Source organism: Hyalangium versicolor, from assembly GCF_020103695.1.
GTDB classification, from domain to species: domain Bacteria; phylum Myxococcota; class Myxococcia; order Myxococcales; family Myxococcaceae; genus Hyalangium; species Hyalangium versicolor.
On record NZ_JAHXBF010000016.1, the window covers coordinates 308,701 to 324,542 of the forward strand.

10 protein-coding genes are annotated in these 15,842 nt (G+C 66.1%); 3 read left to right on the top strand and 7 right to left on the bottom strand.

Features of this window, described 5'->3' with window-relative positions; all coding sequences use genetic code 11:
- Nucleotides 1-62: 62 nt before the first annotated feature.
- Nucleotides 63-3,707 (top strand): two-component regulator propeller domain-containing protein, encoded by a 3,645-nt coding sequence (locus KY501_RS31595; RefSeq protein ID WP_224367353.1) that lies wholly within the window; start codon nt 63-65, stop codon nt 3,705-3,707.
- 2 nt (nt 3,708-3,709) lie between these two features.
- Here the strand turns inward: KY501_RS31595 and KY501_RS31600 are convergent, their stop codons facing one another.
- The 3 genes from KY501_RS31600 to KY501_RS31610 all read right to left on the bottom strand — a co-directional run bounded on the left by KY501_RS31600 (nt 3,710) and on the right by KY501_RS31610 (nt 8,862).
- Entirely contained in the window at nt 3,710-4,636 is a 927-nt protein-coding gene (locus tag KY501_RS31600; RefSeq protein WP_224367354.1) for a metallophosphoesterase, read from the bottom strand.
- A 144-nt stretch (nt 4,637-4,780) separates the two neighbouring features.
- On the bottom strand, nt 4,781-7,744 hold the full coding sequence (locus KY501_RS31605) for a choice-of-anchor D domain-containing protein (RefSeq protein ID WP_224367355.1): 2,964 nt from the start codon (nt 7,742-7,744) through the stop codon (nt 4,781-4,783).
- Nucleotides 7,745-7,947: 203 nt separating this feature from the next.
- Nucleotides 7,948-8,862, bottom strand: coding sequence for a DMT family transporter (locus KY501_RS31610; RefSeq protein ID WP_224367356.1), 915 nt, complete (start codon nt 8,860-8,862; stop codon nt 7,948-7,950).
- Nucleotides 8,863-8,993: 131 nt separating this feature from the next.
- On the opposite strand from KY501_RS31610, the gene uvrA reads away from it, so the two are divergent.
- On the top strand, nt 8,994-11,903 hold the full coding sequence (uvrA, locus tag KY501_RS31615; protein ID WP_224367357.1) for an excinuclease ABC subunit UvrA: 2,910 nt from the start codon (nt 8,994-8,996) through the stop codon (nt 11,901-11,903).
- An 8-nt stretch (nt 11,904-11,911) separates the two neighbouring features.
- Here uvrA and KY501_RS53310 read toward each other — a convergent pair whose 3' ends face one another.
- Together KY501_RS53310 and KY501_RS53315 are read right to left on the bottom strand one after the other, a co-directional pair.
- On the bottom strand, nt 11,912-12,235 hold the full coding sequence (locus KY501_RS53310; RefSeq protein WP_309243011.1) for a Uma2 family endonuclease: 324 nt from the start codon (nt 12,233-12,235) through the stop codon (nt 11,912-11,914).
- Nucleotides 12,195-12,494 carry a Uma2 family endonuclease gene (locus KY501_RS53315; protein WP_255636986.1) on the bottom strand — a complete coding sequence of 100 codons (300 nt, stop codon included), beginning with the start codon at nt 12,492-12,494 and terminating at the stop codon, nt 12,195-12,197. Before KY501_RS53315 ends, KY501_RS53310 begins: the two co-directional genes overlap by 41 nt.
- Nucleotides 12,495-12,665: 171 nt before the next feature.
- Here KY501_RS53315 and KY501_RS31625 point away from each other — a divergent pair, with 171 nt between their 5' ends.
- Nucleotides 12,666-13,253 carry a M15 family metallopeptidase gene (locus KY501_RS31625; RefSeq protein WP_224367358.1) on the top strand — a complete coding sequence of 196 codons (588 nt, stop codon included), beginning with the start codon at nt 12,666-12,668 and terminating at the stop codon, nt 13,251-13,253.
- Between the two features lie 36 nt (nt 13,254-13,289).
- Here the strand turns inward: KY501_RS31625 and KY501_RS54360 are convergent, their stop codons facing one another.
- Complete coding sequence (locus KY501_RS54360; protein ID WP_224367359.1) at nt 13,290-14,801, bottom strand: DUF4215 domain-containing protein; 1,512 nt, start codon at nt 14,799-14,801, stop codon at nt 13,290-13,292.
- A 17-nt stretch (nt 14,802-14,818) separates the two neighbouring features.
- The gene (locus tag KY501_RS31635; protein ID WP_224367360.1) at nt 14,819-15,838 is read right to left on the bottom strand and encodes a hypothetical protein; all 1,020 of its coding nucleotides are present in this window, start codon (nt 15,836-15,838) and stop codon (nt 14,819-14,821) included.
- Between the last annotated feature and the right edge of the window lie 4 nt (nt 15,839-15,842).

A 15,842-nucleotide genomic window follows, 5' to 3' on the forward strand; every position in this document is an offset into this window, starting at 1 on the left:
GACTTGATCCAGGCGTCAGTGTCCCGCTGCGGGTTATGGCCAGGGCTCGTCGGGGAGTCTGCTTGCTTCGCCATGTTCTGAACCCGTTCCTTGCCGAGCGGATCTCGCGATCCGTGCGCGTGTACGTGCAACGGCTGACGGTGCTCGCCGCCGTGCTCGGGCTCTCGTGGGAGGCCTCCGCGCTGGATCCGGACAAGGCGCTGATCCAGTTCCCCCACCACGTGTGGCAGACGACGGATGGGCTGCCGCAGAACAGCGTGCTGGCGCTGGCGCAGACGCCAGATGGCTACCTGTGGGGCGGCACCTGGGAAGGCCTGGTGCGCTTCGACGGGGTGCGCTTCACGGTCTACGAGAAGACGAACACCCCGGCCCTCCCCGGCCGCTCGGTGCGCTGCCTGGCGACGGCACCGGATGGAACGCTGTGGATTGGGATGACCGAGGGGCTCGCGGGCTGGCGCCAGGGCGCGTTCTTCCCGATCAATCCCCCCGCGGGGACGATCCTCACCGAGGCTCGCGATCTGCAGGTGGCGCGCGACGGGAGCCTCTGGATCGCCACCGAGGGCTTCGGTGTCTCGCGGCTGTTCGAGGGCCACTTCCAGACCTGGAGGGCATCCGACGGGCTCGCGAGCGACAACGTGCTGGCGCTCACGGAGGACACGGCCGGCACGATCTGGGCGGCCGGAGAAGGAGGCCTGCAACGGTGGAATGGCACGGCCTGGTCGGCCCCCCTGGTCTTCGAGGGCCAGGATCAGGTGGTGGTGCAGACGCTCACGAGCGATCCGAACGGCACCATCTGGGCCGGCAATACCAAGGGAGATGTCTACCAGATTCGAGACGGGAGCATGCGACGGGTGCCCGAGGCGAGCCTCTCGGGCGCGCCCGTGGTGACCCTGCTGGTGGACAAGGGGGGCAGCCTGTGGGTGGGGAGCCTGGGGCGGGGAGTGGCCCGCCTGGCCGGTGGGCGACGCTCGATGCTCAACGCCGAGAACGCCCCGGAGAGCACCCAGGTCGTCGATCTGCTCGAGGATTCCGAGGGCAATGTGTGGATCGGCACGGATGCCCGGGGGCTGCATCGGCTCAAGGACGCGCCCTTCTCCTCCTATGGGCAGCCGGAGGGGATGGCCAACGACATGGTGCTGGCCATCCGCGAGACGCGGGATGGCAGCCTCTGGTTCGCGACCCTGGGCGGGGGCATCTCGCGCCTGCTCGACGGGAAGATGACGACGTGGACGGAGCGTGAGGGGCTCATCCAGGATCGTGTCCGCTCCATCGCCGAGACCCCGGATGGCAGCCTCTGGTTCGGGACGAGGCTGGGGATCAGCCGCTGGCGCGCCGGTCAGTTCACCTCGTATGGGGTGGCCGAGGGGCTGGCGGATGTGCGGGCGCTCCTGCTCGACGTGGACGCCCAGGGCACGTTGTGGGTGGGAACACCGACGGGGCTCGCACGCTGGACGGGGGAGCGCTTCGAACCCTTCACGCCTCGGGGCGGGCTGCCCGGCCAGAACATCACCGCGCTGCGAACCAGCGCTGCCGGAGGCCTCTGGGTGGGCACCAATGGCGGAGGCCTGGTCCACCTGATCGACGGCCAGAGCACCCTCCTGACCCCCGAGGGGGGAAAGCTGAGCAGCAAGCCCATGGCGATCCACGAAGAGGACGATGGGACGCTGTGGATCGGCACCAACGATGGCCTGTTCCATTGGAGCGCCGGGAACATCCATCGCTTCTCCACCGACGAGGGGCTCTTCGACAACCGCATCTTCCACATCCTCTCCGACGGGAACGGCAACCTGTGGATGAGCAGCAACAAGGGCATCTCCCGCGTGACGGTGAAGGAGTTGGAGTCCGTGGCCCAGGGCCGGCTCCGGCGAGCCAACGCCCGCGTCTATGGCGCGGAGGATGGGATGCGTTCTGAGGAGTGCAATGCGCTCGGCTCTCCGGGCGGGTGGAGGGATCGCAGCGGCCGGCTCTGGTTCCCGACCATCCGAGGCGCCGTGGTCTACACGCCGGGCTCCGAGGCCATGCGCTCACCGCCGCCCGAGGTGCGCATCGAGGAACTTCGGGTGGATGGCCGGCCGGTCCCTGTCTCGGAGTTGGGCCGCATTCCCGGGGGTGAGGGCAAGGTCGAGTTCCACTACACCTCCGCCGGCCTGCGCGCTCCGCAGCAGCTCCAGTTCCGCTACCAGTTGGAGGGGGTGGACACGGACTGGGTGCGAGCGGGCTCCCGGCGCGAGGCCTACTACACGCGGCTTCCGCCCGGGACGTACCGGTTCCGCGTGGAGGCGGAGTACCTGGACGGAGGAGGAGCCGCACCGGGGGCCGTCTTGACGTTCTACCTGAAGCCTCGCCTCCACCAGACGTGGGCCTTCCGGGTGGCGTGCGCGCTGCTGGGCGTGGCGACGGTGGCCGGAAGCGTGTGGCTGGGCCTGCATCGGGCCCGACGGCGAGAGCTGGAATTGCAGGAGCGGGTCGATCAGCGAACCCGCGAGCTGGCCACCGTGAACGCCGATTTGAAGATGCGCATCGAGGAGGTGCAGGCCACCCGCGAGCGGCTGGTCCACGCGGAGAAGATGGCGGCCGTGGGCACCCTGGCGGCGGGCGTGGGCCACGAGCTGAACAACCCGCTGGCCTTCATCATCTCCAACCTGCACTTCGTGGCCTCGGAGCTGAAGGACTCGGGTGTGCAGGCCTCGGATCCCCCGCGCTGGAAGGAGGTGGAGCAGGCGCTCGGAGACGCGCTGAAGGGCACCGATCGCATGCGCCGCATCATCCAGGATCTGAAGACGTTCTCCCGGGCGCAGCCGAAGAACTCGCGGCCCGTGGATCTGCACACCGTGCTGGAGCTGGCGATCTCCATGGCGGACGTGGAGATCCGCCATCGCGCCCGCAAGGTGAAGGACTACGGCGCGCCTCCCGCGGTGATCGGGGACGAGACCCAGCTGGGCCAGGTGTTCCTCAACCTGCTCATCAACGCGGCCCATGCCATCCCCGAGGGCCAGGTGGACCAGCACGAGATCCGCGTCACCACCCGGAAGGACGAGCGGGGCCGCGCGGTGGTGGCGGTGAGCGACACGGGCTCCGGCATTCCCCCCGACGTGCTGCCTCGCATCTTCGAGCCCTTCTTCACCACCAAGCCGGTGGGCGTGGGCACCGGGCTGGGGCTGTCCATCTGCCACTCGTACATCCAGGCCATGGGCGGAGAGATCCGCGTGCGCAGCGAGCTCGGCCGGGGCACCACCTTCGAAGTCATCCTCCCGCCCGCTCCCGGGAGCGCCCAGGCGGAAGCTGGCGTGGAGCCCTCTCCCACCCGCGCCGCGCCCGGCCCGAGACGTCGGCTGCTGATCATCGACAACGAGCCGCTCTTTCTCACCTCCCTGGCTCGCATGCTCACGCCCGAGCACGAGGTGGTGTCCTCCACCAGCGCACGCCATGCCCTGGAGCGGCTGCGCGCGGGCGAGCACTTCTCGCTCATCCTCTGTGACGTGATGATGCCGGACATGACCGGCATGCAGTTGCACGAGACGCTGCGCCGGGATGTGCCCGCGCAGGCCGAGCGCATGGTGTTCATCACCGGAGGCGCCTTCACCCAGGAGGTGCGCACCTTCCTGGACACCACCACCCAGCCCTGGCTGGAGAAGCCCTTCGAGCCCGAAGCGCTGAGAGCCCGCATCCGAACCCTGCTGCTGGAACGGGAGCCCTCGGCGGCCTGAGCTCAGCCCGGGTCCATCTCCCCCACCCCATCCGCCTCGGTGAAGTCCGCGGGGCGGACGGCGGGCAGGCGCAGCAGGGACCACGACTCCCCAGCCTGCCACGACACCTCACCGGAGATGCCCCAGCCCCCGCGCACGGCCTCCCGGCCCTCGTACTCGAGCCAGAACACCGCCTCGTCCGGCCGGGCCGCCTGATCCAGACAGGCCACGCGAGACACCGGCCGGTGGCCCTCGCCTCCCAGCGACACCGCGAATCCCTTGTGCGAGTGCCCGCACAGCACCCAGCGCGGCCGAAGGGTGTCCACCAGCCGACGGGTGATGGGGTTGCCGATCCAGTAGGACGGCAGGGGCCTGCCCGTGGACAGCCCCTCGTCCCGGGCGCGCTGGACGATGCCTCGGGGCCACTCGTGCGCCAGCAGGATGTCCACGTCCCGGAGGCCCAGGAGCGTCTCCACCTCGGGCGCCCGGAAGTAACCGGCCTGCTTCGCCGTATCCAGCGACGTGGGCCGCTTCAGCGGCTGCTCGAAGAAGCGCGGCGCGTGGATGCCCGACAAATAGGCGATGCGCAGCCCATTCACCTGCCGCATTCCAGCACGCCCCAGGTAGTGCACATTGGGTGCGAGCTCGCACCCACCCGGAGAGTCGTGCAGCGCTTCGAAGTCCTCGTTGTTGCCGCCAATGAAGTACAGCGGACGCTTCATGCGCCGCTGCCCGTCCGCATACTCCGCGAACTCGGCCGGCATGGCGCGCTTGGCCGCCTTGCGCCGGTGGTCATCCGGCCGCCGGAACGCCTCTACATCTCCCACCGCGAGCACCAGATCGACGGGCCGACCACGCGCCGCTTCCAGGGCATCCATCCACGCCTCCACCCGGTGGAAGCGCCCATGGATGTCTCCCACGCCGACCACGAGCTGGGATTCTGGAGGCATCGTCCGCCCTTCAAACTGCCGCGCGCGAACCCCCGTGTCGAGGGGGAATTCCTCCGGGTGTGCAGAAACAGTGAAAAGCGAAAATAATGATGGGGACGCCCCATGTGGGACGTCCCCTTGTTTCACCCAGGCCTGCCCCCCGGCTCAGCAACCCAGCGGGTAGGTGACCTCGACGAAGGCGCCCGCCGGCGGGGCATAGCCCACATCGAAGAGGACGGAGTTGGTCGAGGGCTCGTAGTGCCAGTGGGTGGTGATCTCCTCGCCATTGATTCGGACGGAGATCTGCGCCGGGTCCGCCGGCACGTCCGAGAGCGGGAAGTTCCGCTTGGGCCCGAAGGTGGTGTCCGAGAGCTTCTTGAGGGAGCTGGCCCAGTTCGGGGTGCAGATGCTCTCCACGACGCCGCCGGTGGCCTCGGCCAACTGGATGTAGCGGGTGCCGGAGCTGCTCGCGGTGGAGCACGCGGTGAGATCCTTGGGTCCGACGATGGCGGACACGGCCAGCTTGCCGGGATCGTTGTCCTTGAGCGACTTGAAGTAGGTCTCGTAGAAGGACACCGGCTGGGCGGAGAAGTCCTCCTCGTCCGAGACGAAGATGATGGCCAACCGGGCCTCCGAGCGCAGGAAGCCTCCGTTGCCGTCCGCCGACTGCTGCGTGCGCGGGTCATCCAGGCTGTGCAGCAGTGGATCCGAGAGGGCGCGGTAGGCGCCGTCCAGGCCCTGCTCGTTCCAATGGCAGACGCCCACCTGGGTGTTGTTGGCGAAGACGCCCGCGGCGTTCGGCGTGGACGGGGTGATGATACGCGGAGAAGAGCCATCCACCGGGAAGAGGCGGCCGTTCTCACCGCCCTCCGCCCCACCCGGGCACTGGGACCAGCCGCCCGAGGAGATATCGAGACCCGTGGTGGTAACACCAAGGTGGTAGTCCACGCCGGACTCGAGTGCGGAGCTCATGAAGGCCGCGAAGTTGGCGCCCAGGCTCTGCTGCTCCTCCATCATCGAGCCCGAGTTATCGATGACGAAGAGCACGTCGACCTTGGCGCCGGACTCCTGGAGGAAGGTGTCCTTCTTGTCGGCGTTCTCCGAGGCCTCGCCCACCAGGCTCGCCGTGTAGAGGGAGCCCTCGCCGAGATCGAAGCGGAGCGCCGCGAGGTCCTGCCCCTCATCCTCGGGGGAGTACTTTGCGTGCACGGTGAACTCCTCCCCGGCCTCCAGCGTCAGCGGGAACGAGGGCGCGCCGGACACCTCGAGCTCCTCGGTGGAGCGCTCCAACATCATCGACTGCACGGTGATGGGGCCGGGGCACTTGTTGTAGGCGATGAGATCGCGAGTGCGCGGCTCACAGGTCAGCTTGGTGAGGCCGAACTCCACATGCGTGGGCTGCACGGAGAAGCAGCCCTGCACACCCTTGCCCTTCAGTTCCACCGTAGGGTGGCCGACGGTCGGGTGATTCACCCAGGCCTCGGCCAGTCCGGCGTAGGAGGCCTCACCGTCCGGCCGGAAGCGGATGAGCAGCGTGGAGCGCTGCCCCGGCCGCAGCACGGTGTTCTCATTGCGCGAGGCGCTGAAGACCGCATCCGAACCCGCAGCCAACTGCATGGAGGCCAGGAAGCACGCCGTGGAGCCGGTGTTGATCACGGACACCCCAAGCGCCACCTCCGAGCCCACGGGCACCAGGCCGAAGTCCAGCGCCTGCGTGGACAGCGAGTACTGGCACGGCGGGAACACCTTGCCGGTGCCCAGAAGCGCCACACCCTCGGTCGCGGAGGAAGTGCCCAGGCGCGTCGTCACCGACATGCCCGCGGCGCTCGCGCCCGCCCCGGAGCGCGGAGTGAACGTCACACCCACGAAGGCGGACTTGCCCGGCTCGAGCGGCTGGCTGGCCGGGGCCTGCGCCAGCGTGAAGAAGCCGCCGCGCGTGGTGTCGACCTTGAGATCGCTGAGCAGCACCTGCTCGCGGCAACGGTTGATGACCTCCACCTGCCGGGTGGCCGACATGCCCTCGGCCACCTCGCCAAAGTCGATGGTCCGAGGCTGAAGCGCGATGCAGGACGAGCCCCCCACTCCCACCAGGGCCACCTTGGGACCGGGCGCGGTGGAGTTGGGAGCACGGACCTGGATCTCCACGCGGCCCTCGGGGAACTGGCCCTGGGCCTTGGGCGCGAAGGACACGCGGACCTCCGCCGACTCGCCGGGCTTCAGCATCTGATTGGCCGGCATCTGGGCGCTCGTTATCTGGAAGACGCCGGCCGCGTCGGAGACGACGCTCGCCCCCGTATAGCTCATGGGCTCGGAGCCCTGGTTGCGGACCATGATGCGCTCCTCGGCGGTGGCCCCCACGGCCACGTTGCCGAAGTCCACGCGCACCGGAGAGATCTCCAACTGGGACGCGATGCCCATGCCCGCCAGCGAGACGACGACGGGCTCACAGCCCCCGCACACCGCCACGCGCACCTCGGCCAGCGCCGAGCCCAACCGCGTCGGCTTGAAGGCGAAGGGAATGGTCAGATCCTGGCCCGGCGGCACCACCATGTCCTTGCTGAGCTGGCTCGAGGAGAACAGGTCCGCGTCCGTGCCCGTCACCTCCAGGCGCAGCGGGCTGTTCACGCTGGTGGGGTTGTGCAGGACGAGGTTGCGGACCTCGACGGTATCCAGCGGCACATTGCCGAAGTCGAGCAACAGGTTCTTCACATCGACCCAGGCCTTCACGCCCTGGCCGGAGAAGGCCACCTGCGAGGCCTTCCCGTCCGAGTCCGCGTCGGTGAAGATCTCCACCACGCCCTGGACGGTGCCCTCCACCGCGGGAGAGAAGCGCACCTCCACTTCCTGCTCGCCACCGGCGCTGAGAGAGAAGGGCTCGAAGGGCACCACCTCCACATTGGGCACGCTGACGGAAGCGCCCTCCACGCGGAGGGGAGCGCGTCCCTCATTGGCCAGCCGGAGCTTCACCGTCTTGGCGGAGCCCAACGCCGCGGGGCCGAACTCGAGCACCTCGGGCCGGGCCGCGAACGCGGTGCGAGCGCCACGGCCATTGGAGCTCTGCCGATCGCACCCTGTCGCCGCCGCCACGCACGCCCACGCCACCAGGAACCACCACCGCCGTGCCGACATAATCGCCGCCTCCCGAAACCTCGACGGCAGCGGCTAGTGCAACTGTGATGCCCAGCCAGAGAAGCCGAGGAGTCAACGAGGCAAACGGCCCGGTCAGCGTGGGCAAAAACCCAGACCACCCGTGGAAAGAAAGTGCCCTGGACGAAGGTCGCTGAAATTATTTCCGGAGTGCCGTGGGGCACACGGAAGAAAGCGACCCTGTTTTACGGGCTCGGCCGACCCGACGGCTGAGGCTCGAGAGGGAGCAGCTTCCCCAGGAGGCCGGTGCCCCAGAGCACACCGCCCACGCACACCGACGCACCGAGTAGGGCCAGAGGCGCTACGGGCTCGGCGAGGACGAGGGCGCCCAGCATCCATGAGAAGGCGGGCGTCATCTGCGAGCCCACTCCGCCCAGCGCCGTGGTGACGTAGCCCATGGCGTAGGTGAAGAGCATCTGGCCCGCGGTGGAGCTCACCCCCACGCCGAGCAGGAGCCACGCCATGGAGGGGGTGATGGGCCGCCAATCGGAGAGGGCGAAGGGCAGACCGAAGAGCAGGCCGAAGACACAGAAGGAGAGGAAGACGGTGGCGGCATCCGTCTCGTTGCGCAGGGCACGCAGGGCGACGACGGCGGCGCCGCTGAAGACGGCGGAGAACATGCCCGCCCACGCGCCGACTCCAAAGGAGAGGGCGGGAGTCTCCAGCGAGGTGCCCCAGATGACGAGGCCCGCGCCGAGGGTGGCGAGGATGAGGCCTCCGAGGAGGTGCCCGCTGACGCGCTCCTTGAGGAAGAAGAAGCCGAAGATGGAGCCGTAGATGGGCCAGCACGCGTTGAGCAGGACGGCGGGGCCGACGGCGAGCCGATCGATGCAGAGGAAGTAGAGGTAGACGGAGGCCCCGCCGAAGATGCCTCGCAGCGACCAGAGGCCAAAGTGCCCGAAGCGAGGCTTGCGGCGCAGAGCCGGGAAGTAGATGGCGAGGAACACCAGCCCGGCGACGAAGCGCGCACAGACGACCTGGCCCACGGACAGCTGGCCCGAGAGCATCCGGGCAAACAGCGCCATGGCGGCGAAGATGAAGCTGGAGAAGATGAGCAGCGGCAAGCCGCGCCAGCGCTCAGGGATGGAGAGGGCCTTCATTCGAGTGGGTGCACCGTAATGCAGGAGGCGGAAATCGGCATGGATTCCAGGATGTTCAGGAAGACTTACGCAACCCGGGGCAGAAAGTTCGATACCGGAACGCCCTTTCAGTGCTAGACCGCGCGCCCATTATGTCCGAGCCCGACGTCATCACGATTCGCGGAGCCAAGGAGCACAACCTCAAGAACATCTCGCTGGAGATCCCGAAGAAGAAGCTCGTGGTCTTCACCGGGGTGTCCGGATCGGGAAAGAGCTCCCTGGCGTTCGACACTCTTTATGCGGAAGGCCAGCGCCGCTACGTGGAGAGCCTCTCCGCCTACGCCCGGCAATTCCTCGGGCAGATGGAGAAGCCCAAGTACGACACGCTGCGAGGCCTGTCGCCCACCATCTCCATCGAGCAGAAGGCGGCGAGCAACAACCCGCGCTCCACGGTGGGCACCGTCACCGAGGTGCATGACTACCTGCGCGTGCTGTACGCCTCCATCGGCGTGCAGCACTGCCCCAACTGCGGGCGCAAGGTGGGCAAGCAGAGCGCGCAGCAGATCGTGGACGAGATCCTCAAGGCCCCGGCCGGCTCGAAGGTGCAGTTGCTGGCGCCGCTCGTGACGAACCGCAAGGGCGAGCACAAGGATCTGCTCGCCGAGGCGCAGAAGCGAGGCTTCTCCCGCGCGCGCATCGACGGCAAGGTGAAGGACCTGGGAGACAAGATCGAGTTGGACAAGAAGTCCAAGCACGACATCGCGCTGATCATCGATCGCCTGGTGCTCAAGGCGGACCTGCGCAACCGGCTGACGGACTCGGTGGAGACGGCGCTGCGCGAGGGCAAGGGCACGCTGATCGTCACCGAGGATCCGGAGACGCTCAGCGCGGACCGGGTGATGAGCGAGCTGAACGCGTGCCACGTGTGCGGAATGTCGTTCGGCGAGCTGACGCCGGCTTCGTTCTCGTTCAACAACCCGCTGGGCATGTGCACGGACTGCAACGGGCTGGGAACGAAGGCGGAGATGGATCCGGATCGGATCGTCCCGGATCCGTCTCGAAGCGTGAGGGACGGAGCGATCGAGCCGTGGGCCAGCGGCATGAACAAGGGCGAGGGCTGGACGGCGGACTTCGTGGAGAGCCTGGCCGACGCGTTCAAGATCGACCTGGACGTGCCCTACGGCAAGCTGAGCGAGCGCGAGAAGAAGACGCTGATGTACGGCTCGGAGGGGAAGACGTTCACGGTGAAGTGGGGCGAGGGCGGCCGGTACAAGATGGAGTGGGAGGGATTGGTCCACAAGCTGATGCGCAGCTTCAAGACAACCACCTCCGAGTCGATGCGGACGTACTACCAGAAGTTCTTCAGCGACAAGCCCTGCCCCACGTGCAAGGGCGAGCGCCTGAAGCCCGAGAGCCGCGCGGTGAAGGTGCACGAGCACTCGCTGGTGCAATTGAGCAAGCGGACCATCTCCGAGACGCTGCGGTTCCTGGCGGAGCTGAAGCTGTCGGAGAACGAGCGGAAGATCGCGACGGAGTTGCTCAAGGAGATCCGCAGCCGGCTGTCGTTCCTGGTGGACGTGGGGCTGGGGTACCTGACGTTGGACCGGACGGCGTCGACGCTATCGGGCGGAGAGAGCCAACGCATCCGGCTGGCGTCGCAGATGGGCAGCGAGCTGACGGGAGTCATCTACATCCTGGACGAGCCTTCGATCGGCTTGCACCAGCGAGACAACGGCAAGCTGTTGACCACGCTGAAGCGGCTGAGGGATCTGGGCAACTCCGTGATTGTCGTGGAGCACGACGAGGAGACGATGGAGGAGGCGGACTGGCTGGTGGACTTCGGGCCTGGGGCGGGCGAGCTGGGAGGCCAGGTAGTGGCCTCGGGCACGCCAGCACAGGTGATGAAGGACGAGCACAGCCTCACCGGCGCATACCTGTCCGGGCGCAAGGAGATCGAGATCCCAGAGCAGCGGCGCAAACCGGGCAAGCTGAAGCTGGCGATCCAGGGAGCGAGGGAGAACAACCTGAAGGACCTGGACGTGGACATCCCGCTGGGCATTCTGACGGCGGTGACAGGGGTATCGGGTGCGGGCAAGTCCACGCTAATCAACGAGATCCTCTACCCTGCCCTGGCGAGGCACTTGTACGAGAGCCGCGAGGTGCCGGGCCGTCACAAGACGATCCTGGGGATGGAGCACCTGGACAAGGTGATCGACATCGACCAGCGGCCGATCGGGCGGACGCCGCGAAGCAACCCGGCGACCTACACGAAGGTGTTCGACGCGATCCGCGAGGTGTTCGCGCTGACGCAGGAGGCGCGAGCGTTCGGATACACGGCGGGGCGCTTCTCGTTCAACATCAAGGGTGGGCGCTGCGAGTCGTGCGAGGGCGATGGGGTGAAGCTGGTGGAGATGCACTTCCTGGCGGACGTGTACGTGCCGTGCGAAGTGTGCCAGGGCAAGCGATTCAACGAGGCGACGCTGCGGGTGCGCTACAAGGGGAAGAACATCGCCGAGGTGCTCGAGATGAGCGTGCGCGAGGCGATCCAGCACTTCGGGGCGCACAAGGACATCATGCGGGTGCTCCAGACGCTGGAGGACGTGGGCCTGGGGTACATCCGGCTGGGGCAGAGTTCGCCAACGCTGTCGGGCGGTGAGGCGCAGCGCATCAAGCTGGCGCGAGAGCTGGCGCGGGTGGCAACGGGCCGCACGCTGTACATCCTGGACGAGCCGACAACGGGCCTGCACTTCGAGGACATCCGCAAGCTGCTGCTGGTGCTGAACCGGCTGGTGGAGGCGGGGAACTCGGTGCTGGTGATCGAGCACAACCTGGACGTGATCAAGAGCGCGGACTGGGTGATCGATCTGGGCCCGGAGGGAGGTTCGGGCGGCGGCAATCTGCTGGCGGTGGGGACACCGGAAGAGGTCTCGAAGGTGGAGGCGAGCCACACCGGGCGTTACCTGGCGCACGTGCTGAAGAAGGCACGGCGGCAGCGGGTGGGCCAGCGGGTGGAGACGGTGAGCGCGGCTCCGTCCTGGAGCGCGGACGAGGCGACGGCGTAGAGTCGGCCTCAGGCGAACAGATCGGCCACTCGCAGGGACAACCCCGGAAGCGTAGGCGAGCTCAGGGTCTCGCCTACCACCACCGTGCGCAGAGCGGCATAGCGGCCCTGGGAGACATCCGGCCCGGTGTAGATCTCGACAGCGCTGCCGGTCACGTCCACCACCCAGTACTCGGGGATGCCAGCACGGGCATACACCCGGCCCTTGAGCATCCGGTCCACGCGCAGGGAGTCCGCCGCCACCTCGACGACCAGCAGTGCGGTGCGAGGATGCTCCTTGGCGCGCTCCTCCTCACTTACGGAGAACCACCGCGAGATCCGGCTCGGGCTCACTGTCATCACCGAGCGAGAGCGGAAGCTGGACACGCACCCGGCAGTCGGGCCTGCGCGCGGCCATGAAACACTCGGTGAGTCGTGAGATGGCCAGCGCATGTGGCCTGCCCTGCGGTGCCATGTCGAGGATGAGCCCCTCCAGCAACTCCACGTGCTCATCCTCGCCGAGCACTCCGACATGGAGCATGCGGTGGTACTCCTCGAGCGTGAAACGCCGCGGGGAGACCAGGCTGGACTCGAGTGCATCCAGGGAACGCATGGCGGAACTCCTTGCCCTGAGAACGTAGTCCCTGGCCTGGGGCGGGGTCCATCTCATCAGCGTGCGATCCGGGACAACCTGGCAACCGGACAAGCATGCGCCTCCCTGCCCTTTGTCAAACGGGAATAGATGGGCGAGAGCGATGTCCTGGTCTCCTGTTCAGGAGTCGAGATGCCGCTCTCGTTGCTCCGCTGGAGCATCGCCGTCCTCATTCTGTGCCTGGTTGCACCAGCGGCTCTCGCCGGAGAGCCGCCACGGAGGCCTTCATCCAAACGGGCGAAGAAGCAACTCACCGCCAAGGCCTCCATTGCACCCAAGAGGCTTGTCCGCATCTCAGGTGGAGAGAGGCTGCGCCATGACGCCGCTGCGTCTTTCGAGCAGATGTACTCGGAGGCCCGCGACGCGGGACTCAGGCTCTGGGTGATCAGCGGCCACCGCTCATGGCAGGAGCAGAAGTACCTGTACCGGCTCTATCGGCGCGGCCTGGGTCCACGAGCGGCGCGGCCTGGCAGATCGAACCACCAGCGCGGCACGGCGGTGGACATCTCGGTGGGCAGCACGGACACACTGACGTACGAGTGGCTCGCGGCCAACGCGTGCCGCTTCGGCTTCAAGCGCACAGTGCGCTCGGAACCGTGGCACTGGGAATACCGGCCGCGCACCACTCCGAAACCGGACGAGGGTGAGGACTGCCTGAGCCGTCCCCTGACGCCCCAGAACGGCGCTTCCCAGGGAGTCGCCACCCCGAGTCCCAGCTGACCGATAGCCGCCAGAGATGCCACGGACGCATCATCTTCATCGCGCGCCTGAAGACGGAGGCGGGACACACCTTCCTGCATCACAAGTCAGGTTGGGCTGGCAATCTTCCCTGGCATGGCAAGGTGTCTGTACCGGACAATCTGCCCCTACCCCTCCGGCCATATCAGTCACATTGAAAGACCTGTCCCAAACGGACTCAGCGATCCTCTGATTGCCGAATGACCCTACCTCATCATGTGTCAGGATCACGGTGCCCCCCTCGGACGCTGCTGATATCCTGAGCGAATCTCCCACACTGTTGATGGCGGATGCTGTTGCTACTGCCACCTCCTCCTCAGTGTCTGCATGCGTGAGGTCAATCCTGACATGATCTGCCTCGACATGTTCATCCGTATCGAACTCGAAGGTTACCTTATCCCCAAGACCATCCGACAAGGAGAATGAATCAAAAAAGCACTTACCACGAACACAAACATCAACAACATTGGCTCGCTCAATGACTTTGATACTACCCACTGCGTGGGCCCCTTGCGCGCGCGTACAGTCTGCATTGCAAGTGCCACATGCCAGGTTGTTGCCGTCGTCGCATGCTTCAGAGTCATCCCGGGTGCCATCGCCACAAAATGCCCCTTGGAGATGAAGCACCGCCCCACAGTCCTCCCGACAGGCTGTACACGTGGCAACTCCATAGGGACACCCTTCTTCCGTCACCTCATTGCCATCGTCGCAGGCCTCTACCTTCGTCCCTTGGAGGTTGGTCACACCATCGCCACATACATTCCACTTGAATGTAGAGAGACAATCATCCTCATCCGCGAAATTCCCGTCGTCGCACTCTTCTCCCAAGGCCTCATTGACAAAACGATCACCATGCATGGCCCGAGTGCAATCCGCATCACACGTGACCGTGCTGATGGGGGCACCATTGTCACACTCCTCCTTGGGATCTCGGATACCATTGCCGCAGGATTCATCCGAACGGCAGTCGCTGCTGCACCCATCTCCGTTCTTGACGTTCCCGTCGTCGCATACCTCGCGCAATCCGGGATCCTCGAACTTGTTGTCGACGACAAGGTTTCCGCATCTCTCGTTGGACCGGCAATCAGCGCTACACCCGTCCCCGTCTACGTTATTGTCGTCGTCACAAACCTCTTTCAATGCCTCGTCGAGAATGCCATTTCCGCAAAACTCCGTGGACTTGCAATCGGGGCTGCACGCATCTCCCGCCTCCCTATTGCCATCATCACAGACCTCACCCACGGCCTCATCGACCCGTCCGTTGCCACAGGTCTCATCAGATTGGCAGTCGCGGCTACAACCATCCCCGTTTTGGATATTGCCGTCGTCGCATGCCTCCTGCTCTTGAACTATCCCGTCACCGCATGAAGTCTCGATGCAGGTATCCTGAACAGCCGCGCACGCAAGCCCGGCGCGACAGACGCGCCCCGATGGGCAGACCACGCTTTCCGGCTCGAGACAGGACAGCAGCGGGAGCGTCACAAGCGCCACCCATACCTGCCAGCTTCCCTGAAGAATCACTCTCCTCATTCTTCGTCCTCCCGAACTCAGAAACGAAAAGCGAACCGCAGGCCGCGCCCCGATGAGGCGACGCCCCACGTAAACGTGGCTTCTTCCTCGTACTCATCCGGGCTCAACCTGTACGGCTCAGCACGATTGACGATGGTCAGGATCACTCCCGCCACAATGGCCGCTCCTCCCACCCCGTAAGCTCCGACCCCAACTTTCTGGAGCCGCATTCCCCGGCTGCGAAGAGCATCGAGATCAGGCGTCAATTTCAACCCGGTGTCCCCGGAACGTTTAACCGTGTCATCGAAGGCACGAATGTCACTACGCCCTTGAAGGTGGGTAAAAGCGCCCCCCGCCACCAGGGCCGCACCCACCCCCAGGACGGACCACGGCTTCCACGCAGCCCACTTCCTGCGATACCGGGTCAACTGGACATCGTCGTAGACACCTTGAATGTGCAGGGTGATGGACTCGCCTTCTCGAGTCACCCGAGTTCTCTGGTTGGGCGGATAGCCTTCCTGGGTGGCCAGAAAGACATGTGAGCCAGGCAGTTCCCATCCCTCGTATCGGCCGGGAGACGTGAACAACAGACGTCCATCCATGCTGACAGAAACGCCAGCAGCCTCACAGGAGACATCCACCCGCACGAGCTGCTTCTCGATGAAAGTCTTGAGTTGTTTCGCATGCTCAAACAACTTCTGCTCCAACGGTCCGGAGCCATACCGAACAGCCGCTTCCAGATGCTCACGCAGTTCCAACTTCCGCCCCGTGTCCATCAAGGCGAGCGCGAGATTGTAGTGGATGGCAGGGTGTTCCCACTGCGCGAGCGCCTTGCGGTAGAAGTCGGCAGCGCTCAGAAAGAGCGCCTTCTCGTAATCCCGGTTGCCTGCGTTGAACAGCATGGTGGCGTCAGCCTGCTGCTTGGGTGACACGCCCTGCGTCCAGGGGTTCTGCGCCCCCGCATCGAGGTCCTGGCTCAACGTCTGCGCCGAGGCCAGAGGTGCCATGAGCAGCACCAGCAACCATGCCGTGTGGAATGTGATCCGCTCTGTCGTCATCCCT